Origin of the sequence: Pseudolysinimonas kribbensis, from assembly GCF_039531715.1 — a bacterium.
Taxonomy (GTDB): domain Bacteria; phylum Actinomycetota; class Actinomycetes; order Actinomycetales; family Microbacteriaceae; genus Pseudolysinimonas; species Pseudolysinimonas kribbensis.
Genome location: NZ_BAAAQO010000004.1, coordinates 1 through 23,181, shown reverse-complemented (window position 1 = coordinate 23,181; position 23,181 = coordinate 1). Strand labels below are relative to the sequence as shown.

At 67.7% G+C, this 23,181-nt stretch carries 28 protein-coding genes; 20 read left to right on the top strand and 8 right to left on the bottom strand.

Annotation, left to right across the window (positions count from 1 at the left end; translation table 11 throughout):
- Positions 1-86 precede the first annotated feature (86 nt).
- The 3 genes from ABD285_RS10700 to ABD285_RS10690 are packed head-to-tail and all read right to left on the bottom strand — an operon-like array spanning position 87 to position 2,303.
- Positions 87-812, bottom strand: coding sequence for a glycerophosphodiester phosphodiesterase family protein (locus ABD285_RS10700; protein ID WP_344202518.1), 726 nt, complete (start codon positions 810-812; stop codon positions 87-89).
- Between the two features lie 49 nt (positions 813-861).
- Entirely contained in the window at positions 862-1,800 is a 939-nt protein-coding gene (locus ABD285_RS10695; RefSeq protein ID WP_284251990.1) for an SPFH domain-containing protein, read from the bottom strand.
- The gene (locus tag ABD285_RS10690; protein ID WP_284251992.1) at positions 1,797-2,303 is read right to left on the bottom strand and encodes an NfeD family protein; all 507 of its coding nucleotides are present in this window, start codon (positions 2,301-2,303) and stop codon (positions 1,797-1,799) included. Before ABD285_RS10690 ends, ABD285_RS10695 begins: the two co-directional genes overlap by 4 nt.
- Positions 2,304-2,359: 56 nt before the next feature.
- Between ABD285_RS10690 and ABD285_RS10685 the strand changes: the two genes are divergently transcribed.
- The 5 genes from ABD285_RS10685 (at position 2,360) to ABD285_RS10665 (ending at position 5,976) form a co-directional block, all read left to right on the top strand.
- Positions 2,360-3,130, top strand: a complete 771-nt coding sequence (locus tag ABD285_RS10685; RefSeq protein WP_344202516.1) for an SDR family oxidoreductase — start codon at positions 2,360-2,362, stop codon at positions 3,128-3,130.
- On the top strand, positions 3,127-3,594 hold the full coding sequence (locus ABD285_RS10680; protein WP_344202514.1) for an NUDIX hydrolase: 468 nt from the start codon (positions 3,127-3,129) through the stop codon (positions 3,592-3,594). The genes ABD285_RS10685 and ABD285_RS10680 overlap by 4 nt, the downstream gene beginning before the upstream one ends.
- Entirely contained in the window at positions 3,591-4,838 is a 1,248-nt protein-coding gene (locus ABD285_RS10675) for a GNAT family N-acetyltransferase (protein ID WP_344202512.1), read from the top strand. Before ABD285_RS10680 ends, ABD285_RS10675 begins: the two co-directional genes overlap by 4 nt.
- Positions 4,839-4,867: 29 nt before the next feature.
- A complete protein-coding gene (locus tag ABD285_RS10670) occupies positions 4,868-5,338 on the top strand; it encodes a heme-degrading domain-containing protein (protein WP_344202510.1) in 471 nt (156 codons plus the stop codon).
- Positions 5,339-5,772: 434 nt separating this feature from the next.
- On the top strand, positions 5,773-5,976 hold the full coding sequence (locus tag ABD285_RS10665) for a hypothetical protein (RefSeq protein WP_284252003.1): 204 nt from the start codon (positions 5,773-5,775) through the stop codon (positions 5,974-5,976).
- A gap of 115 nt (positions 5,977-6,091) precedes the next feature.
- Here the strand turns inward: ABD285_RS10665 and ABD285_RS10660 are convergent, their stop codons facing one another.
- A complete protein-coding gene (locus ABD285_RS10660) occupies positions 6,092-6,367 on the bottom strand; it encodes a hypothetical protein (protein WP_284252005.1) in 276 nt (91 codons plus the stop codon).
- Positions 6,364-6,528, bottom strand: coding sequence for a hypothetical protein (locus ABD285_RS10655; RefSeq protein WP_284252007.1), 165 nt, complete (start codon positions 6,526-6,528; stop codon positions 6,364-6,366). The genes ABD285_RS10660 and ABD285_RS10655 overlap by 4 nt, the downstream gene beginning before the upstream one ends.
- 412 nt (positions 6,529-6,940) lie before the next feature.
- On the opposite strand from ABD285_RS10655, the gene ABD285_RS10650 reads away from it, so the two are divergent.
- The 11 genes from ABD285_RS10650 (at position 6,941) to ABD285_RS10600 (ending at position 16,171) form a co-directional block, all read left to right on the top strand.
- Complete coding sequence (locus tag ABD285_RS10650; protein ID WP_284252009.1) at positions 6,941-7,330, top strand: hypothetical protein; 390 nt, start codon at positions 6,941-6,943, stop codon at positions 7,328-7,330.
- 119 nt (positions 7,331-7,449) lie between these two features.
- The gene (locus ABD285_RS10645; protein WP_284252011.1) at positions 7,450-7,575 is read left to right on the top strand and encodes a hypothetical protein; all 126 of its coding nucleotides are present in this window, start codon (positions 7,450-7,452) and stop codon (positions 7,573-7,575) included.
- Between the two features lie 299 nt (positions 7,576-7,874).
- Positions 7,875-8,090: a hypothetical protein gene (locus ABD285_RS10640; RefSeq protein ID WP_284252014.1), complete on the top strand. Its 216-nt coding sequence runs from the start codon at positions 7,875-7,877 to the stop codon at positions 8,088-8,090.
- 70 nt (positions 8,091-8,160) lie between these two features.
- The gene (locus ABD285_RS10635; RefSeq protein WP_284252017.1) at positions 8,161-8,328 is read left to right on the top strand and encodes a hypothetical protein; all 168 of its coding nucleotides are present in this window, start codon (positions 8,161-8,163) and stop codon (positions 8,326-8,328) included.
- 93 nt (positions 8,329-8,421) lie between these two features.
- On the top strand, positions 8,422-10,422 hold the full coding sequence (locus ABD285_RS10630) for a hypothetical protein (RefSeq protein WP_284252019.1): 2,001 nt from the start codon (positions 8,422-8,424) through the stop codon (positions 10,420-10,422).
- Positions 10,419-10,691, top strand: a complete 273-nt coding sequence (locus ABD285_RS10625) for a hypothetical protein (protein ID WP_284252021.1) — start codon at positions 10,419-10,421, stop codon at positions 10,689-10,691. Before ABD285_RS10630 ends, ABD285_RS10625 begins: the two co-directional genes overlap by 4 nt.
- A 219-nt stretch (positions 10,692-10,910) precedes the next feature.
- Positions 10,911-11,762, top strand: coding sequence for a hypothetical protein (locus ABD285_RS10620; RefSeq protein WP_344202505.1), 852 nt, complete (start codon positions 10,911-10,913; stop codon positions 11,760-11,762).
- A 58-nt stretch (positions 11,763-11,820) separates the two neighbouring features.
- On the top strand, positions 11,821-12,927 hold the full coding sequence (locus ABD285_RS10615; protein WP_344202503.1) for a rolling circle replication-associated protein: 1,107 nt from the start codon (positions 11,821-11,823) through the stop codon (positions 12,925-12,927).
- A gap of 226 nt (positions 12,928-13,153) precedes the next feature.
- Positions 13,154-14,266, top strand: coding sequence for a tyrosine-type recombinase/integrase (locus tag ABD285_RS10610; protein WP_284252027.1), 1,113 nt, complete (start codon positions 13,154-13,156; stop codon positions 14,264-14,266).
- The gene (locus ABD285_RS10605; protein WP_284252029.1) at positions 14,263-14,610 is read left to right on the top strand and encodes a helix-turn-helix domain-containing protein; all 348 of its coding nucleotides are present in this window, start codon (positions 14,263-14,265) and stop codon (positions 14,608-14,610) included. The genes ABD285_RS10610 and ABD285_RS10605 overlap by 4 nt, the downstream gene beginning before the upstream one ends.
- Before the next feature lie 235 nt (positions 14,611-14,845).
- Positions 14,846-16,171 (top strand): hypothetical protein, encoded by a 1,326-nt coding sequence (locus tag ABD285_RS10600; RefSeq protein ID WP_284255551.1) that lies wholly within the window; start codon positions 14,846-14,848, stop codon positions 16,169-16,171.
- A gap of 7 nt (positions 16,172-16,178) precedes the next feature.
- Here the strand turns inward: ABD285_RS10600 and ABD285_RS10595 are convergent, their stop codons facing one another.
- The 3 genes from ABD285_RS10595 to ABD285_RS17010 all read right to left on the bottom strand — a co-directional run bounded on the left by ABD285_RS10595 (position 16,179) and on the right by ABD285_RS17010 (position 20,583).
- Positions 16,179-19,709, bottom strand: coding sequence for a tetratricopeptide repeat protein (locus ABD285_RS10595; RefSeq protein WP_344202500.1), 3,531 nt, complete (start codon positions 19,707-19,709; stop codon positions 16,179-16,181).
- On the bottom strand, positions 19,702-20,268 hold the full coding sequence (locus ABD285_RS10590; RefSeq protein WP_344202498.1) for a recombinase family protein: 567 nt from the start codon (positions 20,266-20,268) through the stop codon (positions 19,702-19,704). The genes ABD285_RS10595 and ABD285_RS10590 overlap by 8 nt, the downstream gene beginning before the upstream one ends.
- A 114-nt stretch (positions 20,269-20,382) precedes the next feature.
- Positions 20,383-20,583 (bottom strand): antitoxin VbhA family protein, encoded by a 201-nt coding sequence (locus ABD285_RS17010; RefSeq protein ID WP_425565018.1) that lies wholly within the window; start codon positions 20,581-20,583, stop codon positions 20,383-20,385.
- Positions 20,584-20,682: 99 nt separating this feature from the next.
- On the opposite strand from ABD285_RS17010, the gene ABD285_RS17005 reads away from it, so the two are divergent.
- The 4 genes from ABD285_RS17005 to ABD285_RS10575 all read left to right on the top strand — a co-directional run bounded on the left by ABD285_RS17005 (position 20,683) and on the right by ABD285_RS10575 (position 23,123).
- On the top strand, positions 20,683-21,012 hold the full coding sequence (locus ABD285_RS17005; protein ID WP_425565017.1) for a PadR family transcriptional regulator: 330 nt from the start codon (positions 20,683-20,685) through the stop codon (positions 21,010-21,012).
- Entirely contained in the window at positions 21,009-22,259 is a 1,251-nt protein-coding gene (locus tag ABD285_RS10585; RefSeq protein ID WP_344202496.1) for an LCP family protein, read from the top strand. The genes ABD285_RS17005 and ABD285_RS10585 overlap by 4 nt, the downstream gene beginning before the upstream one ends.
- Positions 22,260-22,374: 115 nt before the next feature.
- The gene (locus ABD285_RS10580; RefSeq protein WP_284255559.1) at positions 22,375-22,671 is read left to right on the top strand and encodes a PadR family transcriptional regulator; all 297 of its coding nucleotides are present in this window, start codon (positions 22,375-22,377) and stop codon (positions 22,669-22,671) included.
- The gene (locus ABD285_RS10575; RefSeq protein ID WP_284252041.1) at positions 22,668-23,123 is read left to right on the top strand and encodes a hypothetical protein; all 456 of its coding nucleotides are present in this window, start codon (positions 22,668-22,670) and stop codon (positions 23,121-23,123) included. The genes ABD285_RS10580 and ABD285_RS10575 overlap by 4 nt, the downstream gene beginning before the upstream one ends.
- Positions 23,124-23,181 lie beyond the last annotated feature (58 nt).

The window sequence follows — 23,181 nt, the reverse complement described above, 5'->3', positions numbered from 1 at the left end:
CAACCCGAGGGTGGTCGCGTTCATGCCCGGGGAGGGCCCTTTTCAGAGCTTTCACAGCGGAACCCGCCGACCTCGCAGTGAACGGATCAGGGTGCCGCGCGCCGGCGCACCGCATCCATCGCGAGGTCGCATCGGTCGGTGATGATGCCGTCCACCCCGCGGTCCAGCAGTCGCCTCATCATCGCGGGGTCGTTGATGGTCCAGACGTGCATCTCGATGCCGAGCTCGTGAACGGCCCGGATGACGCGGGGGGTCGTCGCGCGTATGCGCAGCACCCGGAGCGGGAGCTGTACGGCATCGACGTCGCGCAGGGCCCGTCGCACCAGCATCCGGATGCCGAGCTTGGCCCCGACCACCGTCGCGAGCACCGCGAGCGACGAGGCCGAGGTGGCCACGCCGTCGAGCCGCCGCACGGTGCTCCGACGCCGCCGGCCGTCGAACGACCCGACGAGCACCCGGTGCTGGGCTCGCGCTGCGGCGATGGCGCGCGCCGCCGGCTCGCTCGCGGCCGCGTGCTTGATGTCGATGTTGAACCGCGCGTCGGGGAACGCGTCGAGCACCTCGGTCAGGGTCGGATAGGTCTGCCCGGACCCGAGGTCGATCCGTGCGAGCTCGGCCGCGGTCAGCTGATCGATCCTCATGTTCCGGCCGGCGACCCGGCGCAGATCGGGGTCGTGGCTGACGATGGCGACGCCGTCCGCCGACGCATGCACATCGGTCTCCACGTAGGCGACGCCGGTTGCGAGCGCCTTCACAAAGGCGAGCATCGTGTTCTCGGGAGCCTCGAGGGCGAGCCCGCGGTGGGCGAGCACCCGCGGGGGAGCGGGGGAGAACCAGTCCGCATCGGGGCCGGGGGCCGCGCTACTCCTTCTTGGGCGCACCCGACCCTCTCGGGGCATCCGGGTCGCGCGGCGCGAAGAAGCCCGCTCCGATGTTCTGCAGGGCCTCGGTCAGTTCGCTCGGGATGATCCAGAGCTTGTTCGACGCCCCCTCGGCGAGCTTCGGCAGCGTCTGCAGGTACTGGTACGAGAGCAGCTTGCTGTCGGGATCGCCTGCGTGGATCGCGCCGAACACGGTCTCGATGGCCTTCGCCTCGCCCTCGGCGCGCAGCACCGCGGCCTTGGCGTCGCCCTCCGCCTGGAGGATCGCGGCCTGCCGGTGCCCCTCCGCCTCGAGGATCTGCGACTGCTTCGTGCCCTCGGCCGTGAGGATCACGGCGCGGCGGTCGCGCTCGGCGCGCATCTGCTTCTCCATCGAGTCCTGGATGGAGGCGGGCGGGTCGATCGCCTTGAGCTCGACACGGCTCACCCGGATGCCCCACTTGCCGGTGGCCTCGTCGAGCACGATGCGCAGCTGGCCGTTGATGTTGTCACGGGAGGTCAGCGCCTCCTCGAGGTTGAGGCCGCCGACCACGTTGCGCAGGGTCGTCGTGGTGAGCTGCTCGACCGCACCGAGGTAGTTGGCGATCTCGTAGGTCGCGGCCCGGGCATCCGTCACCTGGAAGTAGACGACCGTGTCGATCGAGACGACCAGGTTGTCCTCGGTGATGACCGGCTGCGGCGGGAAGCTCACCACCTGCTCGCGCAGGTCGACGAGCGGGCGGAGCCGGTCGACGAAGGGCACCAGGAGGTTCAGGCCCGGCATGAGGGTCTTGTGGTAGCGGCCCAGCCGCTCCACGATGCCGGCGTACGCCTGCGGGATGATGCGGATGGACCGGAACAGGACCGTCAACACGAAGATCGCCACGATGACGATCACGATGATGAGGATCACGTCGCCGAAGATCTGACCGTCGGTCATGAGGCGCTGGCTCCTTCTGAGGGTTCGTTTCGATGCCGCTCGGCCGGCGCGACCACGGCGGTCGCCCCGTCGATCGCCGTGACGACGACCTGCTCGCCCTCGATCAGGCGATCGGATGCCGGCCCCGCGTTGCCGAGCCGGGAGGTCCAGGTCTCGCCGTTGGCGAGCTTCACCTGACCGCGGCCGTCGGCGAAGGCGACGACGACGGTGCCGGTCAGGCCCAGCAGGGCCTCCACGTTCGTGCGCGCCGGATCGCCGCCGCGGCGCAATCGGTGCAGCAAGGGCGGGCGCACCACGAGCAGCAGCAGAAGCGCCAGCACGCCGGCGACGATGATGTCGACCCACCACTGGGCCCCCAGGAGGCCGGCGACGAGGCCGCCCGCGCTGCCGATGGCCAGCATGAGGAAGGTGAAGTCGAGGCTGAGCACCTCGACGATCAGGAAGATGAGGATGAGGGCCAGCCACACCACCCACGCCCAGCTCGAGATCACGTCACTGGGCATGATTCGAAAGTACCACCCGGCCCGGCGGGCGGAGGGGTTGGGTAGGGTCGGATCCCGTGAACGATGAGGCTCCGCTCGCGGCCGGCACGCTGTCCGGCATCCGCGCCCTGGTCACGGGCTCCAGCCGGGGGATCGGCGCCGATACGGCCCGCTACCTGGCCGACGCCGGCGCCCGGGTCGCCATCAACTTCCGCAACAAGGAGGCGCGTGCCCTGAAGGTCGTCGCCGGAATCGAGGAGGCCGGGGGAGAGGCCATCGCCGTCGGCGCCGACCTCACCGCTCCCGACTCGGTCGCCGCGATGTTCGCCATGATCAAGGCGGAATGGGATGGTCTCGACCTGCTCGTCTTGAATGCCTCCGGCGGCATGGAAGGCGGGATGGCCGAGGACTATGCGCTCCGGCTCAACCGTGACGCCCAGGTCGACGTGCTCGAGAAGGCGCTGCCGCTGATGCCGTCGGGGTCGCGCGTGGTGTTCGTGACCAGCCACCAGGCGCACTTCATCGAGACGACCGCCACGATGGACCTCTACGAGCCGGTGGCTCGCAGCAAACGCGCCGGCGAGGACGCGCTTCGCGCGCGCCTCGGCGAGCTCGACGAGCGCGGCATCTCCTTCGTCGTCGTCTCGGGCGACATGATCGAGGGCACCATCACGGCGACCCTCCTCGAGCGCGCCCAGCCCGGTGCGCTCGAGTCGCGGCGCGAGGAGGCCGGACGCCTGTACTCGGTCGCCGAGTTCGCCGCCGAGGTCGCGAGGGCGGCCGTGGACCCGATTCCGGATGATCACACCCGGCTGGTCGGCGACGTGAGCGGTTTCCAGAGCCCGTGACCTTCCGCGCCACCTCCCGGGTGCTGCTGTTCGACCCCGACGATCGGGTGTTGATGTTCCTGCACTACGGCAAGGACCGCAGCATCCCGCCGCGCTGGATCACGCCGGGCGGCGGCGTGGATCCGGGGGAGGACCACGACACCGCGGCGATTCGCGAAGTGCGCGAGGAGACCGGGCTGGAGCTGGACGGCGTCCCGGCGCCCTTCCTCGACACCGACTTCGATCCCGACCAGCGCTGGCACGTGTACGACCGCGGGCACTGGGCCTGGTACGCCGTGCGTGTTCCGGCGTCGTTCGAGCCGCAGCGCGACGGATGGACCGACGAGGAGCTCCGCGACATGGTCGACTGGCGCTGGATGAGTGCCACCGAGCTGGAGGCCGAAGCCGCCTCCGCCCACGAGACCGAGCCGACCGAGCTGCCGGACCTCGTGCGCGCCAACACCCCACCGAAAGGGAATCCGTGACCCGGCTCGAGCACTTCACGGCGGCTGACGACGAGCGCACCCGCACGTGGGCGCGCGCCGTTCCGCAGATGTACCACGGCGCCGATCCCGATGAGACGCGGTTGAGCTGGCTGGTCGACTCGGCGGTCGCGGACGGCGCGATGCTCACCGGCGCCTACGAGGACGCACCGGGCGTGGACGGGCGGATCGCGCCCGTGGGCACGTTCGCGGCGGTTCCCGGCACTCTGAATCTCGGCGGGGCGCCGGTGACGGCATCCCTCATCGCCTCCGTCGGGGTGAGGCCGACCCACCGCCGTCAGGGACTGCTGCGACGAATGATGGAGCAGTCGTTGCGGTCCTCCGCCGACGCGGGCGTGCCGCTGTCGATCCTCACCGCGAGCGAGGGCGGGATCTACGAACGGTTCGGCTTCGGCGCGGCGGTCTGGCGCGGTCCGCTGCGCCTCGACGTCCGCTCCGGTCTTCGGCTTCGAGCCTCCGGCAGGGGGTCGGTGCACGAGGTGGATCCCCACTGGCTGATGGATCGCGCACCGACCGTCTTCGAGCGCTTCCACACACGCTCGTTCGGCTCGGTGAGCCGGCGCGCCGAGTTCCTCGGTGACGTCCTGTTCGAGCCGACCGGCGATCGGCTGTCGGCGCTGGTCCGCGCCGCAGTGCACCTCGGCGAGAACGGTGAGGTCGACGGGTTCGCGTTCTACCGGCCCAGCACAGCGTGGGCGCACTCCCTCGAGATCCTCGACCTCATCGCCCTGACACCCGACGCCTACCTCGGGCTCTGGGCCCTGCTCGGCAACACGGACCTCGTCGACACCCTCACGTTCGACGGCGCGGTGCTCGACGAGCCGATCCGGCACGCGGTCGTCGACCCCCGCACGGCGGCCGTGACCGGGGTGCACGACTCCCTCTGGGTGCGCGTGCTCGACCCCGTCGCCGCGCTCGGATCCCGCCGCTACCGCGGAGCGGTCGCCGAGACGATCGTGCTGGACATCCGTGACGATCTCGGACACGCCGCCGGGCTCTTCGAGGTCGACGTGCGCGGGGGAGCGGCGTCGGTCCGTCGGGTCGAGGCGGCCGCTCCCGATGTGACCATGGACGTGGCGACCTTGGGCGTGCTCCTTCTCGGCACGGTCACGGCCACCGAGCTCGAGCGCTCATCGCGTCTCACGCTCGCGGGCGTCGCCGCGGGGGAGCGGCTCGACGCCGTGTTCGCGCCCACGTCTCCACCCCGGTTCTACTCGCAGTTCTGACCGCCGACCCGGCGCCTGAAGGGATCCTCATGACCGATCTGCCCGTGTACACCGCCGCCGATATCGACCCGACCGGGCTCGCGGTGGAGTCGTTCGACAACGATGACGCCGTGGAGCTCGGCCTCACCGCCGTGGAGGCCATCCGCATGTCCGGCAGGAGCCTGGCGGTGCGGATCGTGCTGCGCGGCGACGTCGTGTTCCAGGCGAAGCTGCGCAGCACGGGGCCGGGCAACGACCCGTGGCTCGCCGGCAAGGCGGCCGTGGCCGAGCGCTTCGGCGAACCGTCACTGCGCGTCCGCCGCACGCACGAGGAGGCCGGCACACCGTTCGCCGAGCGGGCCGACGTCGATCACGAGGTGCTCAAGGCGCACGGCGGCTCGGTGCCGATCCGGGTCGACGGCGAGGTCGTCGGCACGATCACGATGTCGGGGGAGCCGGACGTCGTCGATCACCAGGTGGTCACCGACGCCGTGCGGGGCTACCTCGCGCGACGCGGCTGATCCACCGGCGCCGCCACCCGCCACCCGCTGCCCGTCGACCACGAAGTAGATCGAGGGGCGCAGTTGCGTTATGTCAGCAGCCACGGTGCGATCGACGAGGCGACAGGTGGCCACGGTCGAGGCCTCGATCCGGCGCGACAGGCCGGTCTCGGCGAAGTGGCGTTCAGGCGCTCGTCGCCCGCTCGTCGACGCCGTTCGAACCGGCAGAGGCATCGAACGGCCGAATATCGGCGCCTCGTGACCGGTGGAACGTCGATTCCGGGCCGCTCGGCGAAAACAGAAGGTTGCGCGAGCGTCACCCGATAATCAGTATTATGTCAGGAGGCCCTTGGACCGGTGCGGATGAGATTCCCCGCGATGTGGTTGTGGCGATGCGGCACCTGCGCAAGCTAGCGCGGTCCCGGTCGTATGTGCGAGTCGTGACCGTGGATCGGGTGAACGAGCGAACCGGCGAGGTTCGGGAGCGTCGTGTCCGGCGCCGTCACGCCTACCTGGCCGGACGCTCGACGGGCACCGGGTTCCTCTCGGTGAACGACGGCCCGTCGACGGCGCGGGATATCGCCCGGCTGCTCGCGGCGGACCGTGGCGAGCCGCACACCCTGGATGGCATGCGCGACTCCTGGGTGCTGGTGGCTTAGCGACGCCGATCGCGCCGACTGAGAACGGTTCTCACGGCCCATCTGATGGCGGCGGTGACGGCGACGAGGGCGAGCGCGATCGCGAGGTAGATCCAGTCGCCCCGCTCGACGGCGCTCACCATAGCGGGACCTCGATCACGTAGCAGCCGCGGTCGTCCTGCTCGGCTGGGCGCAGCTGTAGCTCGGCGTAGGTGTCCTCCCACCCGTAGGGGCCGGCCCAGCGGACCCGGTACATCCACGCGTGGGTCTGCCCGTTGGCGTGTCGGGCGGTCACGATGCCGCGCTGGGCGCCCTGCACGGGGATGCGGGGCTCGACGGGCGCGCCGACCTCGTAGGCCGGGCGCTGCATGGCCGGGGTGGCGGTGGCGTAGTCACCGCGGCGCCCGGTCACTGGCAGCAGTCCGTGTCGATGGCGAGGCTCGGGTCCTCCGGGAGCGGGTGGTAGGCGGTGGTGTGGTCGGGGTCCCCGCAGATGCCGCACGGCTTCGGCTGGTGCGCGGGGCGCGGCGCGTGCCGGATGTCCGGGTAGATGGGGCTGTAGTGGTCGTTCATGATCTTGCTCTCCTTCGCTGTTCGCAGCGATGCGGCTGCATCGCTGCACCCATGCCCCGGTGCGCGGAGCGGAGCGGCTGTCAAGGGTTCCGGAGGACGGCCCGACGCTGGGACTCGTGGAGCACAGGAACGGAGTTCCTTCCTGCACCCCCTCCCCCACTGCCGTCTGTAGGGCCCTTGACGGGCGCGTAGCGGAGTGCAACGCCCACGCTGGGCAGAGACACGCGGACGGGGGTCCGTTAACGGGGAGGGCCCGTCAGGGGCCGGTGAGGGGTCCTCGAGAATTGGCCCTAGAACGGGGGTAGGACTCGCTGGGTCCGGTGGTTGCGCTGGCCTTGTCAAGTAATCCATAGTTCTCAGTACATTGCCTCGTGACTTGGCTGTTCGGGGCACCTAGACGAAGGAGCCCGCTGTGGCGATCAAACGGAACTTCAAGCAGCACCCGCTCGTGATCCTCGACGCGCTCGTGCTCGATGTGGACCGCGATCTGTTCGAGGTGCGCGACGAGGTGACGCGGCAGAAGACGGGTGAGGTCATCGACAAGGGTCGCGTCCTGACGGTGCAGACCGCGGGCCTCCGGGACGACGCGGAGGTCGAGGAACTGGTCGTCAAGGTGCCGAACGAGTTCGACTCGGTGGAGTTCGAGCCGCGGACGCGGGTCCTGGTGCTCGTGGACTACAACGAGTGGGACATGCAGGGCCGGCGCGGCACGTCGATGAAGTTCGCGGGGTTCGTGAGCCCGTCGATGGTGTCCGCGTGGGCGACCATCGCGCAGAGCCAGACGGCGGCGGTCCCCGCCTAGCGCGGGGTCTGCCAGCGTCGGAGAACTTGGCCGTTCCCCATGCTCGGATACATCTGTAGTTTCGTGATCCTGGCCCTCGGCGTCGGGTGGATCGGCGCTTTCGTCTGGGCGGCGCGCTCGTGAGTACCGACGAGGCGGTCGCGTTCGGGATGGCGAGCGGGGCGTGCCTGGCGGTCTGCTGCTGGGCGCTCGGCAGGGCCGTCGGCGTGCTCATGGAGTGGTCGCTGCGGAGGTCCCTCCGATGACTCTCGACAACATCTACGCGTTGGCCCAGGACGGCTTGTACCTGCTGCTGACCGCGGCGTGCCTGGGCCTGTTCACGCTCGGCTTCCGGCTCTCACGAGAGTTCTTCGGATGACGGCCGGGGTGGCCGGAGCGCTGCTCGGCGTCGTCGCGATCTGCTGGGCCATCGGCGCCGGCATCACCGCGTTCCGGACGGTCGTGCGATGACGGACACGGCAGTGCAGATCGTCTCTCTCCTGGTCGGGTGCTGGGTCCTCGGGCTCGCGGTCGGCGTCGCTATCAACCTCGGAAGGCCCCGGTCGTGAGGGCGCGGGGCAAGGTGACCGTGAGCCGCGACGCGCGCGAGGCGACGGGCCGGCCGAACGTGTGGCTGTTCCTGCGGATGTGTACGTGGGAGGGCATGACGCCGGTGGAGCAGCCGACGCTGCGTCTCGGGCTCGCGCTGTGGCGCCAGGGGCGTCCGCATCAGGCGCGCGTCGTGCTGGACCGGCTGAGCGTGCATATCGAGCGCGCATAGAGACCCCTCGGCGGCAATCCCGCTGCCGAGGTAACCGGCCCTCCTGGGCCACAAGATGGAAGGAGATGTCATGACCGATCCGGGTTATTCCTCGACGGACTTTGCGGCGTCGATCCTCACCGCGGCCACGGGGGCGTTGCCCTACATCGGCGGCGGTGTCGCAGCGGGCGTGGTCGTGTTCGCGGTCACGTTCGGGATCCGCAAGGGCATCGGCGCGCTCCGCGCCGTCGGCAAGTAACCGCCGCGAGTCCCCCGCTCTGCGCCCCGTCCCCCGGCCCCCCAGGGGGCGGGGCGCACTGGCTCCCCGCATCCTCGACAGGAGAGAGACGCTATGAGGCGCACCGTCGCTCTGATCGCCGCAGCGCTGCTCGGCACCGGCGTTCTTCTGCTCGGGGTTGCGGCGCCGGCCGGTGCGTTGACTCCGCCGATTGCGCCGCCGGCGCTGAACGGGCTCCCGTCGGTGATTACAGGCGGCACGGCGGTGGCGGGCGCGACCACCGATCAGACGATGATGGCGGTGATGCTCTACCGCATGGCGAAGAGCAGCGCCTTTCAGAATGCGGTCCGCGCGCGGGCGGCGGGAACGGCTAGTTCGACCCAGGTCGCAGCGCTGACGAGTGAAGCTGAGAGTTACACGATGCCAGCGACGAAGCTCGCGACGCTCGGCAAGGCGGTCGGCGGCGCGACGGCGGCGCTCGGCAGCTATGAACTCGGCGCGCAGCTCGGACACGGCATCCTCGGCCTCGCTGGCGTCAACGCGGACGGCGCGGTCTGCGGCAACACGAGCGGAGTCGGTCAGGCGGTGGTGGGGTTCATTACCGGCGTTAACTGCGACGACTACAACTCGATCCCGCACGGCTTCGTCGCCAACACCGACGTGTCACCGAGACCGTCGGGGTGGACCGCGACGACCCTTTATCGCGGGTATGTCGCGCCGCCCGGAACGAGCTACTTCGGGTGCGTTCTCAGCGCGGTCACGGTCGTCGGCAGTAACGCGAGCTACACGTGCAAGGTGATCCCTGGATCGCAGAGGCAGACGTTGGATTCCGGCGTCGCGTTCTGCAGGAACACGACTACTCCGACGTCGTTTAAGCAGGTGAACCAGACGTACTCGATTAGCCCGCCAGTCGGTGAGAGCCCCGCGAATTACGCCCCCGGAGTAACGGGCGACACCTTCACGATGAGCGTCGCGTGCGGCACCGGCTACGCGCCGTATTCGATGTTCACGTCGTCCCCTGGGCCGGGCACCGATCAGGCGCAGGCGGATTATCCGGGCTCGTGTGCGCAGCCGACCGGATCCCCGACGCCGGTCCGTTGGTACGCCGCGACGGCTACGTGCGGCCCGGGCTTCCCGGGGACTAACGCCGACCCCGACCGGGTGCTTCGGTGTGTCATCGCGTACACGAGCGGGGCGACGTCACAGCAGGACTCGGCCGGATTCAGGGAATCCTCGGGCGTGCTGCCTGAGGTGTCGTGTCCTACGCCGGCGAGCGGGCTGACGGTGTCGAGCGTGTCGGTGCTCGAGGTCGGAGGCGGCGTGACGAACACGCTGTGGACGCAAGCGACCACCCCGGAGTTTCAGAGCGCTCAGTCGCTGGCGCCGGAGTGTTCGAACGGATCGTGCCTGCTGGATCTGAGCAAGAGCGGCGTGAGCTGCTTCCAGTCGCCGGACTCGTGCACGTCGTGGTTCTCCGACCCGAACAAGGCATCGACGTACTCGTGCAGCTATGGGACGCATGCGGTCGACCTCAGTGAGTGCAACGTCTATGCTCCGACGTTCACGGCTCAGGCGCGAGCGACCGGCAACTACTACGGCGACCCGGCATCGGGCGACACGCTGACGAACCCGGGCACCACGACCGGCGCGGCGACCGGTACTGCGTCGTCTAACCCCGATCCGGCGTCGTGCTGGGGCGCGCTGTCGTGGGGCGACTTCAACCCGCTGGACTGGATTTTGACTCCGGTGAAGTGCGCCCTCCAATGGGCGTTCGTGCCTGACGGTGATGCGGTCGCGGCGGACGTGGCGACGATGACGGACGCGTGGGCGGATACCCCGATGGGGAAGGCTGGCGCGATCATCCCCGCCTGGTCGTTTCACGATGTCGGGGGCGGGTGCGGCGGCATCACTTTCGACGTGTCATGGCTGTTCCCCGATCACAGCGCGCACTCGATGACGATCATGCAGGCGTGCCCGGGCGACGTGCTGGCCCCGGTCGCGTCGTGGTCGCGGGTATTTGGCGATCTGGCCTTCGGAGTGGCCGGCGCCCTCGCGGTTACGCGGTACATCGGGGCCGTGGTCGCGTTCAAGGGTGTGGGCGGGGGCGACTCGTGATCGTTCAGTGGCTGATCGACGTTGCGACGGGGTTTGCTGCCTGGTTCGCGAGTCTGTTCCCGGTGTGGGAGCCGCCGGAGTGGCTGGTCCACCTGGATGACCAGGTCAACCCGGTTCTCGACAACCTCGCCGGGGTGGGGGCCTGGGTCGATTGGACGTTCATTCTCGCGGTGGTGAGCGCGGTTCTCCTGTGCTGGGGCATCACGTTGTCGATCAAGGTCCTCCGTGCGGTGGCGTCGTATCTGCCGTTCATCGGAGGGGCCGGATAGCCGGCGGGTTCTGCCCGGGAGGTCGCGTGAGCGACCGGGAGGGCAGAACCCCCGTGAGCGGCCGGCCGACGCGAGGAAGGAAACACCGAGATGACGCGTAGCGAGAAGCGATCTGCACACGCGCTGGAGCGCATCGCTGACTCGATCGAGCCGAGCAGCCGCCCGCGCGACACGGCGCGCCTGGACCCGTCCGAGCGGCTGCCGCTGACGGCTCGGATCGTGCTCGCGGTCGGCGGTAGTCCGAAGTCGCAACAGCGCGCGCGGGTGGCCCGTCGCGCTTTCCCGATCCGCGCCTACGTTGGCCCGAACGGCGGCGGCAAGTCCCTCGCCATGGTGCACGACGTGCTCCCGTCGCTGGCTCGCGGCCGGCGGGTGCTCAGCACGGTCCGGATCCTCGACGCGGCGACGGACAAGCCGCATCCGCTGTGGGTGCCGTTCACTGACTTCGAGCAGCTGCTCGACGCTGAGCACTGCGATGTGCTCATGGACGAGATTGTGGGCATCGCGTCGAGCCGCGAGGCTATGCGGCTGCCGGCCGCGGTGCAGAACGTGCTCGTCCAGTTGCGACGCCGCGACATGACCCTGGGTTGGTCGGCGCCGTCGTGGGCTCGGAGCGACAAGATCATTCGCGAGGTCACCCAGCTTGTGACCGAATGCCGCGGATACTACCCCGCCCCGATCCGGGTGGACAACGACGGCCAGGTGCGGTTGTGGGCGCCGCGCCGGGTCTTCCGGTGGCGGTCGTTCGACACCCTCGATTTCGACGAGTGGACCTCGGGCAAGCGCGACAAGCTGACGCCCGTGGCGAAGCAGTGGTTTCGCGGTCCTGGCTCGCTCGCGTTCCGGAGTTACGACACGCTCGACGCGGTGTCGATGGTCCGTGGTGGCAATCCGGATGGGGTGTGCTCCTACTGCGACAAGAAAAAGCACGTCGAGTACTGCAAGGGCCACACCGCGGAGGAGATTGCTGAACTTACCTTCGACGCGGAGCACCTGCTCGCCGGCGAGCCCGTTCGAACGGGTGTTCACTTCGAGCCGGTCGCGGCGGAGGCTCCGGTGAGCGCGGGATGAAGAACGCCCCCCACATGGCTAGATGCGGGGGGCGTTGAACTTGGCCGTTCAGTCCCCGATGCTAGACCTCGCGCCCGCGCTGCGCGAGGCCCGCATGCTGTGCATCCCCTCGCGGCTCGACGTGCGCGCCGCGGCCGCGCTGATTCCCCGTCCGGAGCCGGTGGGCCTGTCGAGGTTCGGCCATCAGGTCACGAACGAGACTCCGCGCCGCTACGAGCGGCCCGCGTTCTTCCTCGATATCGCGCCGGGCCTGGTTCGGGTGCGCAAGCGACTTGTGGCGGAGAAGTTCGGCTACGGGGATGATGACGGTGTGGACGATTCCGAGGATGACGCCCCCACTCGCGGCCGGGTGACGGAGTGGTCCGAGCGCAGCCGCAACCGGATGACGGTCACCCTGGAATCCCTCGACTACGAGCCCATGTTCTCCGATCCGGGCCGCCGCGCTGCGATGGTCACCCTGACCCTTCCGGGCGTCGGTGACGACGGGGATCCTGACTACTGGGAGTCCCTGGTCCCGGATCTGCCGACGTTCAAGAAGATGGTCGATCGGTTCGTGCGTGCCTACGCGGTGACGTGGGGCGAGCATCTCCGCGGCGTCTGGAAGATGGAGTTTCAGCGCCGGGGCGCGCCGCACCTGCATATCCTCATGGCGCCGCCCGCGCGGGGTGAGCGGCGGTCCGTTCGTGTGCGTCGGGAAGGCCGGGGTGTGACGATCCCGAACCAGTCGTTCGTCAAGTGGGCGGGGTACCGGTGGGCGGATATCGTCGGAGCGACCGGGCAGGCTCGCCGCGATCATGAGGCGCGCGGGGTTGATCTGTCGGAGCGCGAGGTGGAGCGCTACGCGGACCCGCGCCGGATCGGCACCTACTTCGCGAAGCACGGGTCGTTCACCGCGAAGGACTACCAGAACGACATGCCCGCGCACTGGCGCGCGAAGATCCTCGCGGGCGAGAGTGGTGGCGGGAACTTCTGGGGCTACTGGGGTCTGGAGAAGGCCGTGGAGACGGTCGAACTCGCGCCCCGGCGTGCGGGTGCGGCGCGCCCTGCGGCGGTGCGGGCGGGCGAGCTGGAGCCGCTGCGGCGCCGCTCCCCCGAGGGGGACAGAACGGGCGTGGCCGTGGGAACGGCCATTATGTCAGTATGTAAATACTCTTTGTGCGTCTGATGCAATTACCGCATCTTTCGCGACCGGGACGATTTGCGCGAGAACCATCCCCTGACCTGGGGTTTACAAGGTCACGTTCATCGTCGATGACCTTGCCTGGCTTGGCCAGAGCCCGTGCACGCGTGGGCCCTTGAATGCGGCTTGACCGGGCATTTCTTGAACGCAAGTTGCGGCAGACGCAAATAATGTGCGACAGTCGCAACGTGCCCCGGAGCGTGTTCAGCGCGTGAAAGACGAGCGCGACAACGTCGTCTTCGCTCCCTTCGGGAGCGAAGCGCCGGATCCTGATCGCTTCATCGCGGAGGTGCTTAAGGGCTGGGAGCGCCAGCAGCAAGCGAAGGACTTCTCCCCCGCCACCATCCGCGTTCGTCGCAAGCTCGTGCAGCAGCTCATCGACTTCAGCGGCCACTACCCGTGGGAATGGACACTCGGCGACGCCGACGAGTTCTTCTCGCATGCCCGCGGCGTGAAGAACCTCTCTCACTCCACGGTGCGCAGCTATCAGACCTCGATCAAGCTGTTCTGCGACTACGCGACAGACATCCGCTACGACTGGAACGAGCAGAGCGCCCGCCTGTTCGGGAGCGTGTTCGTTCAGATCGTCACGGAGCTGAACAGAGTCACCCACTCGGTCCCGACCGAGACCCGGCCGAAAAAGCGACCCTTCACGCAGAACGAGCTGCAGCAGCTGTTCGATCTCGCGGACCTCGAGGTGGTGCGGATCCGTGAGTCCGGCCGACGAGGCGGTCTCGCCGCATGGCGCGACGCGGTCGCGTTGAAGACGACGTACGCGTGGGGTCTTCGCTCGAACGAGGTCCGACACCTGCAGTTCGTCGACTTCTCCCGCAACGGCTCCGCGCCCTACTTCGGCGATTTCGGCGTCCTGCGAGTCCGATGGGGCAAGCCGCCCCGAGGATCCGCGAAGAAGGTCCGTTCCGTGCTGACCGTCTGGCAATGGTCGGTGGACGTGGTTCGGGATTGGGTCGAGTGGGGACTGGAGGAGTTCGGAGATCCGATCACGGATCTGTTCCCCACCTCTGGCGGGAAGATCGTCGGCGAGTCGCATCTCTGGTCGAAGTTGCGCGCCCTGGTCGACGAGCTCGGGTTCCCGCCGGGGCTCGACATTCACTCCTTCCGGCGCTCCTACGCGACCCATCTGCAGTACGTCGAGAAATTCGACGCGACCTTCGTTCAACACCAGATGGGTCACGCGCACGTCTCGACAACCACGGGCTACACCCTCCCCTCCCCCGACTACCAAGTGCTCGCACTGAAGGCAGCGCACGAGCGCACCCTCGCGGCCGCACAAGCTCTCATCGATGAAAAGAGGAAGTCATGACCCGACGCGAGATCGACTACGCGTGGCACCTGCCCGAGCTCATGGCCCGGCGCCACATCCGGAAGGCCAAGGACCTCGCTCCCCTGCTGCAAGAGCGTGGCATCACCCTCACCGTCAACGCGGTGTGGCGGATCGTGAATCAGGACCCCGAGCGTGTCTCGCTCAAGGTGCTCGCAGCGCTATGCGACGTGCTCGATGTGACACCGAACGACCTCATCACCTTCACCGCGCACGACACGGCCACCGTCCGCACGAAGAGACGGGCCGGCTCCCGCGCCGACGGCATCCCCGACATTCGCGACCACAAGCCCGTGCGAGCTCGCATCATCGACGATGACCAATAGCAGCGGCCGCCCAGCCACCGGCGGGAACGGGTCGCGGCGCTCTCCCACGATCCAGGGGTTCGTGGAGCCTCGGAAGCGCGGCCGACCGCGAGCGGAGGGATCTCTCACCTGCGACCGATGCCGGCAGGCCACCCCTCGGATACGGGTCCGGTGGCCCGACGGCCAAGTCTGCGGAGCATGCTTCACCCAAGCGACGCACACCTTCGGCACCTGCGCCGGATGCGGCGAACACCGGATGCTGCCTGGCCGCTCCCCCGAAGGCGACCTATGGTGCCGAAGCTGTGCCAGTATCACGACCGCGCTCACATGCGACCGATGCGGCCGAGAAGCCGAACGATTCCGCAAGGGTTTCTGTGCACGCTGCGCGCTCGAGGACGACCTCCGCGACATTCTTCGACCCGGCGACGATCTCCGCCTGCACCGCCTGGTTGGCGTTCTCAGCTCCGCCGAACGCCCCGAAAGCGTCTACACCTGGATGCGCGGAGCCAAAGCCAGAGACCTTCTGAGCCGGATCGGCGCCCGGAACCTCGAGCTCACCCACGACGCCTTCGATCAGCTGCGCGGCTCAACTGCGGCCGAGCATCTCCGTGCGATCCTCGAACACCACCGCATGCTCCCCCAGCGTGAACCACTCCCCCTTGTCCGGTTCGAGACGTGGCTCACCGAACGCGTCGCGCAGCTACCCGACGACGGCACCCGCGCCACCATCGGACGCTTCGGCACCTGGCACCACCTGCGCCGAACTCGTCGCCGGGCCGACCATGCGACTGCGCAGCTTCAGACGGTCACGCACGCGGCCAAGCAAGAGATCACCGAAGCCGGAAAGTTCCTCTTGTGGCTCCGAGACACCTACGACGTCGGACCTGCCGCTCTGCAACAGGCGCACGTCGACGAGTACCTCAGCAGCGGCACCAGCACGCGCCGGCATATCCGGAACTTCGTGCGCTGGCTCAACCCCGAACAGCAACGCCATGGCGCGAACCGGCTCGACGCTCCCCGCCGTGCAGCACAGTCCGAGCCCCAACTCACCCAGAGCCAGCGGATCCAACTCGTCGTCAACTGCCTCACGCTCGAGCAGGTCACGCTCTCCACGCGCATCGCCGGCCTGCTCCTGCTGCTATGGGCTCACCCGCTGAACAAGATCGTCGCCCTCACCACCGCCGACGTCACTCTCGAGCCGGACGCGATGCACATCCGCCTCGGCAAGATCCCCACCCTCGTCCCCGAGGCGATCGCGCCGATGTTCTGGACCCACGTGCGCAACCGGGCGAACCAGCAGACCACCAACACCGGCACCGACTGGCTCTTCCCAGGGACGCGCGCCGGACACCACCTCCACGAGAGCACCCTCAGCGAGAGGCTTCTCGTCCTCGGCATCGACGGCCAACGCGCCCGGAATGCGACCTTGCGCGACCTCGGCCGTGAACTCGACCCGAAGAGCTTGATCAACACCCTCGGGTACGCCCCGGCCATCATTGCGGCCCACGTTGCCCGAGCCGGAGGCTCCGGCTCGGACTACGTCACCCTCCGGCGCCGCGAACTTGGCGACCAGGCGCGTTGATGGACGTTCAGCGGGCCATGATGACCTCGAGGGCGAGCTGTCGTTCGACGTCTTCGAGCCGCGAGATGAGTCCGACCGCATAGGGCGCTGCGACGGGATGGCCGTTGCTGTTGACCAACGCGACGAAGACCTGACGGAACGCGGTTTGGAAGGCCTCACTCCAACGAGAGATCTCCCCGCGCGCCCCGTTGACGACGAACACGAGACACGAGGCGTCCATCCATTGCTGACCGATCAGGTTGCGCAGAACGATCACCTGGTTGTCGAACGCAGCCTGGGCGTCGCCGGCGACGTCGCGCGCGTAGCTAGCGGCGATCCGAGTCCACGCAGAAACGTGATCGGGAAGAGCGACATTCGCGGCAGCGGCTTTGACCATCAACGCGATTTTGTCGGGAGCGTGCTCCGGGCCGCTGTGCAAGAGGGCCGCCGCGAGGCCCTGCGGCGCGTATTGCTCCTCACGCCCGGCGGCATCCCACACCCAGTCTCGGAACGGGACTCCGACCGTCCAGTTGCGGATCAGATCGACGTCCGCCGCGTCCGCATCCACAGCGTTGAGAGCGCCCGTCACGCGGAGACGCGCTATCAGGGTCGGCGTGCCAAATGTCAGGGCACCAGCTTCTCGGGCGACGACGCGCGTCGCGACGTCATCGCACCAGAACGGTAGACCTCGCTGCACTGCAAGATCCAAAGCCGTGAGCCACGGATCGTGCTCATCCCCGAATCGTTGAGCGACCTCGGTTGCGAACTGCGTGTTGCCGACGCGATCGGTCTGACGGAACCACTCGTAGAGGGAATTCGCGTTCTCGCGCTGAATACGGAGCTCGATGGGATCCTGAGGGCGGAAGGTTGCCGGAGCGTCTGGCCCGCTGGGGATGAACACTCCCCCGACCTCGCGCGCGAACGCTTCCCGCGCCGCGCCGGCGTCGACCATCTGCTGCGAAGTCGATATCAGGCGTGGGAACCGTGATGCGAGGAATTGTGCGCGGTCGCGGTCCAGAACGGTGAGTGTGAACAGTGCAGTGACGTCGACCACAACCCCGGAGGTGATCGCTGCATCGACTGCAGCGGACTCATCGACGCCTTGGATGAGGCCGGCGAATCTCGGCGAGCGATGCCCGAGATTGATGAGCTCGGCGAGTTGTCTACCTGTCGGCTTGGCAGCGACGCCGATCGGGAACAGGCCCTTCCTGAGCTTGTCGTTCAGCTCCTGCATCGCGGGATTGTGTTGGCCGGCGGCGAGCTCGTCCATCTGCTGCATGATCGAGGCCGGGTCATCGGGATCGACTTCGATGCGGCGGAACGCGTTCTCGCCTGGGTATTCACGCTCGAACTGGTCGAGCAGCTTGTACGGAGTGATGTCCGGAGACCGCTCCGTGAGTCCCTCCCCCATCGTCAGCGCGGCGACGGCGAAGTTTCGGACGTGCCGGTTGTCGGCGAACTTGGTGACGATCTCGAAGAACTCCGCCAACGTCGCCATGTCGTTACCGTGATGACGGAACAACAGCATCCACAACGTGGCGTCATCGGCGATCCGCGGCGTCGGCCGGTACGTCTTCCAATCACGGTAGGCCTGGTCGAGATCGCCCGAGTCGTGGCGTAGCCGGATCAGCGCCCACTGCGCGGAAGGGGAGTCCGGCCGGACCCGGAGCAAGCCTTGCGCGGCGGTCAGCGCGGCGGCGAAGTCGCCGAGTGATGACCCGCACTCAAGCTGTACGACATAGGCGTCGAACTGGTTGCCCCAGTCGGAGCCGCCGATCTGCAGGGCGCGGGATGCGCGCTCGATAGCAGCGCCGTAGTTCTGCTCCCCCTGCAGCGCTCGTGCCGCGCGCAGCCACAGCTCGGCGTCGCCCCACTCTTGTGCGGCTTGCTCCGCAATGAAGACGAGCTCCTTGGTCTTGCCGATCTTCTCGTAATAGCCGATCAGTGCGAGCGACAGTCGCGGGTTCTTTGGAGCCTGCGCCCGAACCCGCTGCTCTGCTCCCGGAACGTTCGTGTAGAGCTCCGCGATCAGTTCGAGCTCAGACGCAATCCCGGGGTTGGCGCCGCGGAGTTCGTCCACGAACGGGTGCACATGACCGAGGATCGCGTATCGGAAACAGAGATCGGCCTTGTCCGATTCCTTCTCGGCTGCGTCGATGGCCTCTGAGAGCAGAGCCGCCGCGCGGTCCGCGTCGTCGGCGAGCTCTGCCTCGCGAGAGGCGACCTGAAGCTTCACCCATCTCGGTGTCGCTTCATCAAGCTGCTCGCGGGCAGCGCGGACATTCCCGAACAACGCGAGGAGCACCGCGGACTCACTGCGCACCTCGGGGTGATCGGCCTCGGCCTGGGTCGCAGTCGGCGGGTGCGAGAGATTCCACGCGCCTTCGTAGTTTGTGAGCATTGCGTAGGCGCGCATCGCTCGCGCGACGGCGCCTCCCGACGACAGCCCCCACCGCCGGCGCGCATCCCGGATCTTGAGCGCGAGAGCCAGGCCGGCGCTGAGATCGAGCGTGTGGGCTCCACGCATGTCCATTCCGCTGCGACGTAGATACGCCTCCACCGCGAGACCGCCAGCGCCGGTGTGGCCCTTGGTGTTGAAGGAGGTCGTACCGAATTCGATCAAGTCGTCGAGCTGGAGTCGACTCAGCATGAAGTCAGCGATCAAGGTCGAACGAATCGAATCCTGTACTGCACTCTGCGGAGTCCATGAGCGAGCGTCGCCAAGCCGTTCTTCGGGGTCGCCCGGCAGCACAGCCTTGGCGATCAGGTCGTCGGAGACATCCTCGAGGTAATCGACCGTTGCGGCCTCATCGAGATCAGGGTCGGCCCAGGTCAATCGCACCTTCCAGTACGCGATCGGCACCGCTCCCAGCTCGATCGCGCGTGTGAACCATGCCAAGGCTGCGTCTCGGGCCTCCACCTCGGAGCTGTACTCGCCGAGCCAACCCAGCAGTCCCGCGTGATCGGGTAGCCAGCTTGGCGGTGATACCGCCCACGACCGAAGCAGCGCGGCACGATCCGCGGCGCTGAGCAGCTCCCGCAGCACTCGATCCATCGAATCCCCGATCGACTCGCGGATCGCGACGGCGTCTTGCCCGAAGGACGGTGAGAGCTGGTCGACAAAAGTCCGCCACAAGGCCGCTCGTGCGTCTCCTGAGGTCGCCAACGCCTGCACGCTCTCGATCACCTCGTCATGCAGCGCGATCTGACGCTCTGCAGGCTCCGCCGCGCCGAAGTAGGAGCGACGAAGCAGCCGGAACAACTCCTGCTCCGACATCGCCACGCCGTCTCGGTTCACCGGACGGACCTTCTTCAAGAGGGTGAGCGCAGCCTGCACCTGGCCAGGTTGCTTTGACCGAATGGCGGCCTTCACTGGCTTCGCTCGGACGACCAACCAGAGCCGTCGCCGCGACACGAAGTACCCCTGCGCTTTGGCGGCCCTTCGCGCACCTGCGGCGATACGCCACGGGAACGAAAGGCGGCGATAGATCCGGGTACCGATACCCAGAACGGCGCCGGTCCCGATGTCCGTGGCGGCGCCGGTGAGTGGATCAGCCATTCGTCTCTCCGTCCAGCGTCCGGTAGATCGTCTGCCGACTCACTCCGAAGTAGGCCGCGAGCGAGGTAACCGACTCCCCCGAGCCGTGCCGTTCGAGGATGTGGGTCGTCTTCTGCGGCGTTAGCTTCGGGCGCCGGCCACCGGCTCTCCCCCGCGCTCTTGCGGCTGCGAGCCCGTCCTTGGTCCGCGCCACGATCAGGTCGCGTTCGAACTGAGCGAACGCGGCCAGGATCGTGAAGAACATCCGGCCTTCCGGGGTTCGAGTGTCGATCGGCTGCTCGAGCACCTGAAGCTCGACCCCACGGGCCTCGAGCCATTGGCTGATCTCGAGAAGGTCCTTGGTCGAACGGCCGAGACGGTCGAGCCGCGTCACGACGAGCGTGTCGCCGGCGCGCAGCTGCTCGCGCGCGCGATCCCACTCAGGTCGACTCGCCCGCGTCCCCGTGAAGTGCTCGACGAAGACCCGATCCACGCCGGCGCGCTCGAGAGCGTCTTGCTGGCTCGACGGGTCCTGATCGAGAGTCGAGACGCGCGAATAGCCGATGCGGTGGGTCGTCACCCGCGCAGTGTCACACAAACGGACGTCATTGCCGTCGCCATTCGGACACGGCAATCGGACGCGCGGACGGCCAGATTGGTGTCACAATGCGATCGCGTCCGGAAACGATCGTTTCTAGGGCGAAAGTGGAAGATCGATTGAACGAATGAGCTCGCCCATCTCCTCCCGAGTTATCTCTCCTTCAACCCAGCGATCTTGAATTCGGTGCGCCTCATCACTGCTGCGGCCACCCGCGAGCCTGGTCGAGTCCCGAATCTCCGTGACGATGCGACGGCGGCGTGCCCACTCGGAAGGTTCCAGGAGATGCACCGACATCCTTCGATTCTGATCGCCTTGGCTCAATACGGCTAGCGGTCGCTGACTCGACGGCGCGTCGCGTTTGCTAATGGGAAGGTATAGTCCTAATCTCGCCAGGTGCCTCGCCGGTCTGCTTCCCTGCTCGAGCTCCGCATCCTCGATCGAGGTCTGCAGCTGGAGACACCGACTCATGGTTTTTACGGGTTCGCTCTTGCTCGAGCTCTGCGAGACGTCGAGGACTCGTCGTCGCTAGTCGGTCACGGGACCATCTACAAGGCGCTGATTCGGATGGAATCGGCCGGTTTGCTCGCGGCGGAGTGGGAGGACCCTCTCCTAGCTGCTGCCAGTAGTCGGCCTCGCCGCAAGGAATATCGGATCACGCGTGAAGGAGCAGCTGTTCTTGCTCGTTCGGCACGGGTCAGCAAGGACGAAGAGGCGGAACGATGAGCCCTCGCCGGCCGTCGTATCCGCGCGCGACGGCTCCTGTCCGTCACGGTCGACTCAAGCGACGCGGGATTGCTCGTTCAATCCTCGCTTTCGCCGGCGCCGCGATCGCAGTCGTCCTCGTGGCCGGGGTTTCGGTCGTCGCTGTCGCAGTCGGTCAGCTCACGACTGCGGTGACGACCCATACTGTGCACCTCGCAGGTCCGAAGCCACCGCCGGGGCTTGACGCGATCAAGGGCGAAGTGAACGTCCTCGTCGTAGGTACCGACACCCGTAAGGATCAAGCCGGTTTCGAGCACGAGCTCTCTGCGTCGTCAGGTCGCGGCAACAACGACGTGACGATCCTCGTTCACATCGCTGCAGATCATCAGTCCGCGCTCGTCGTCAGCTTCCCGCGAGACCTCATGGTCCCGATCCCCTCCTGCCCGAATCCCGCAGGCGGCAGCTACGGTGCGTCGAGCATCGCCATGCTCAACGAGAGCCTTTCCCGCGGAGGCCCTGCTTGCCCGGTCCTGACGATCGAGAAGCTGACCGGAATCGACATTCCTTACGCCGCGCTGGTGGACTTCGACGGCGCGGCCACGATGGCTGACGCCGTGGGCGGCGTGACCGTGTGCGTCGCAACGCCGATCCATGATCCCAACGTCGGACTCGACCTCCCTGCAGGCGAGGACACCATCTCAGGCGATACAGCGCGCGCGTTCCTCCGAACCCGCCACGGGGTCGGTGACGGCAGCGATCTGGGCCGGATCAGCAATCAGCAGATCTACCTGTCGGCGCTGGCGCGAACGATCAAGAGCCAGGGCGTACTCAACAACCCGATCAAGCTGTTCAGCATTGCCAAGGTCGCGACCTCGAGCCTGCAACTGTCCGATTCGCTCGGTCACCTCGACACGCTCGCCGGCATTGCCCTCGCCGTGAAGAACATCCCGTTGGCGAACATCGCCATGATCCAATATCCCGCCGGATCGAGCCCCCTCTATCCCAACAGAGTCGTCCCGGTGGCCGGCGTCGACAATCTCGTGAACACCGCGCTCCAGCAAGATCAGCGCGTCCAGCTCACCGGTTCAACCGGCAGAGGGGCGGTCCTCAGCCCAACACAATCCGCCGCTCCGACATCTCCCCCGACCTCGCCGCCACCGTCCCCCTCCCCCAGCGGAGCGCCAGCCCCTGTGGCACTCCCCAGCACCGTTCAAGGCCAGAGCGCCGACCAGCAAACCTGCTCCAAAGGTGTCACCGTTCGGGGATAGCCTGGCGCGCCGTTTTGTGAATAGGAAGTTAGCGTCCTATTCTCGCCGGGTGCCTCGTCGTCGTGCCGGAGTCTTGATCCCGTTGGAGCTCCGCATCCTCGAATGCGGACTCGAAATGCAGACCCCGACTGAAGGTTTCCACGGGTTCCTTCTCGCGACCGCGCTCCACGACGTTCCGAACGCTGAGTCGTTGATCGGTCACGGCACCCTCTACAAGGCCCTCTCGCGCATGGCAAAAGCCGGACTACTCGAGAGCCATTGGGAAGATCCATCAGTCGCCGAGGCGGAAGGCCGGCCGCGGCGAAAGTTCTACCGCGTCACCCCCGAGGGGGCCACCGCCCTCGCGCAGGCGCGCGCGGATCAGCCGTTGAGCGGGACGGCACCCGCTCACGCTGCTCGAGGTATCGCATGACCGCGTTCGCTTCGCGGGCCCCCGGCCACTCCCGCCGCCCCAGCGCCGAACCGTGGGTTCTCCGATGGGCGCGCTGGTACACCCGCGACCTCGATCAGCAGGTGCGTCAGGATCGCCTCGACGAGCTCACGTCGGACCTCTGGGAGCAGCGTTCGGCCGCCCGGCGGCGCGGAGCGTCCGGGGTCGGCGCAGCGATGATCGGACGCGCCGCCCGCGGGGCTCCCGGCGACCTCGCCTGGCGACACGACGAGCTGCGCGCCGATCCAGCCCTGCGCGGGATCGTGCGAGGCTGGACCCGAAGCGGCCTGCTCGCCGCGACCTATCTGATCGCGGCCATGACGCTGATCTTCGCCGCGCTTGTATGGGCTCGGGTCCTGTCCGCGGCCGCGCATCACCTGTACCTCCCATCCGCGACCACCCTCACTTCCCTCGGTGTCGCGGTTGGAGCCTGACCCGGTTTCCCGGACATCTTGAGTGAGGCGATGATCGTCTCGGAAGGAGTCCGTGTAA

What these genes read in the sequence shown, in the direction of transcription:
- ABD285_RS10695 (WP_284251990.1), bottom strand. Translation starts at nt 1,800, where the DNA reads ATGACCGACGGTCAGATCTTCGGCGACGTGATCCTCATCATCGTGATC.
- ABD285_RS10690 (WP_284251992.1), bottom strand. Translation starts at nt 2,303, where the DNA reads ATGCCCAGTGACGTGATCTCGAGCTGGGCGTGGGTGGTGTGGCTGGCC.
- ABD285_RS10670 (WP_344202510.1), top strand. Translation starts at nt 4,868, where the DNA reads ATGACCGATCTGCCCGTGTACACCGCCGCCGATATCGACCCGACCGGG.
- ABD285_RS10655 (WP_284252007.1), bottom strand. Translation starts at nt 6,528, where the DNA reads ATGAACGACCACTACAGCCCCATCTACCCGGACATCCGGCACGCGCCG.
- ABD285_RS10635 (WP_284252017.1), top strand. Translation starts at nt 8,161, where the DNA reads ATGACCGATCCGGGTTATTCCTCGACGGACTTTGCGGCGTCGATCCTC.
- ABD285_RS10630 (WP_284252019.1), top strand. Translation starts at nt 8,422, where the DNA reads ATGAGGCGCACCGTCGCTCTGATCGCCGCAGCGCTGCTCGGCACCGGC.
- ABD285_RS10615 (WP_344202503.1), top strand. Translation starts at nt 11,821, where the DNA reads ATGCTAGACCTCGCGCCCGCGCTGCGCGAGGCCCGCATGCTGTGCATC.
- ABD285_RS10605 (WP_284252029.1), top strand. Translation starts at nt 14,263, where the DNA reads ATGACCCGACGCGAGATCGACTACGCGTGGCACCTGCCCGAGCTCATG.
- ABD285_RS10600 (WP_284255551.1), top strand. Translation starts at nt 14,846, where the DNA reads ATGCTGCCTGGCCGCTCCCCCGAAGGCGACCTATGGTGCCGAAGCTGT.
- ABD285_RS10595 (WP_344202500.1), bottom strand. Translation starts at nt 19,709, where the DNA reads ATGGCTGATCCACTCACCGGCGCCGCCACGGACATCGGGACCGGCGCC.
- ABD285_RS17010 (WP_425565018.1), bottom strand. Translation starts at nt 20,583, where the DNA reads ATGTCGGTGCATCTCCTGGAACCTTCCGAGTGGGCACGCCGCCGTCGC.
- ABD285_RS10585 (WP_344202496.1), top strand. Translation starts at nt 21,009, where the DNA reads ATGAGCCCTCGCCGGCCGTCGTATCCGCGCGCGACGGCTCCTGTCCGT.
- ABD285_RS10580 (WP_284255559.1), top strand. Translation starts at nt 22,375, where the DNA reads ATGCAGACCCCGACTGAAGGTTTCCACGGGTTCCTTCTCGCGACCGCG.
- ABD285_RS10575 (WP_284252041.1), top strand. Translation starts at nt 22,668, where the DNA reads ATGACCGCGTTCGCTTCGCGGGCCCCCGGCCACTCCCGCCGCCCCAGC.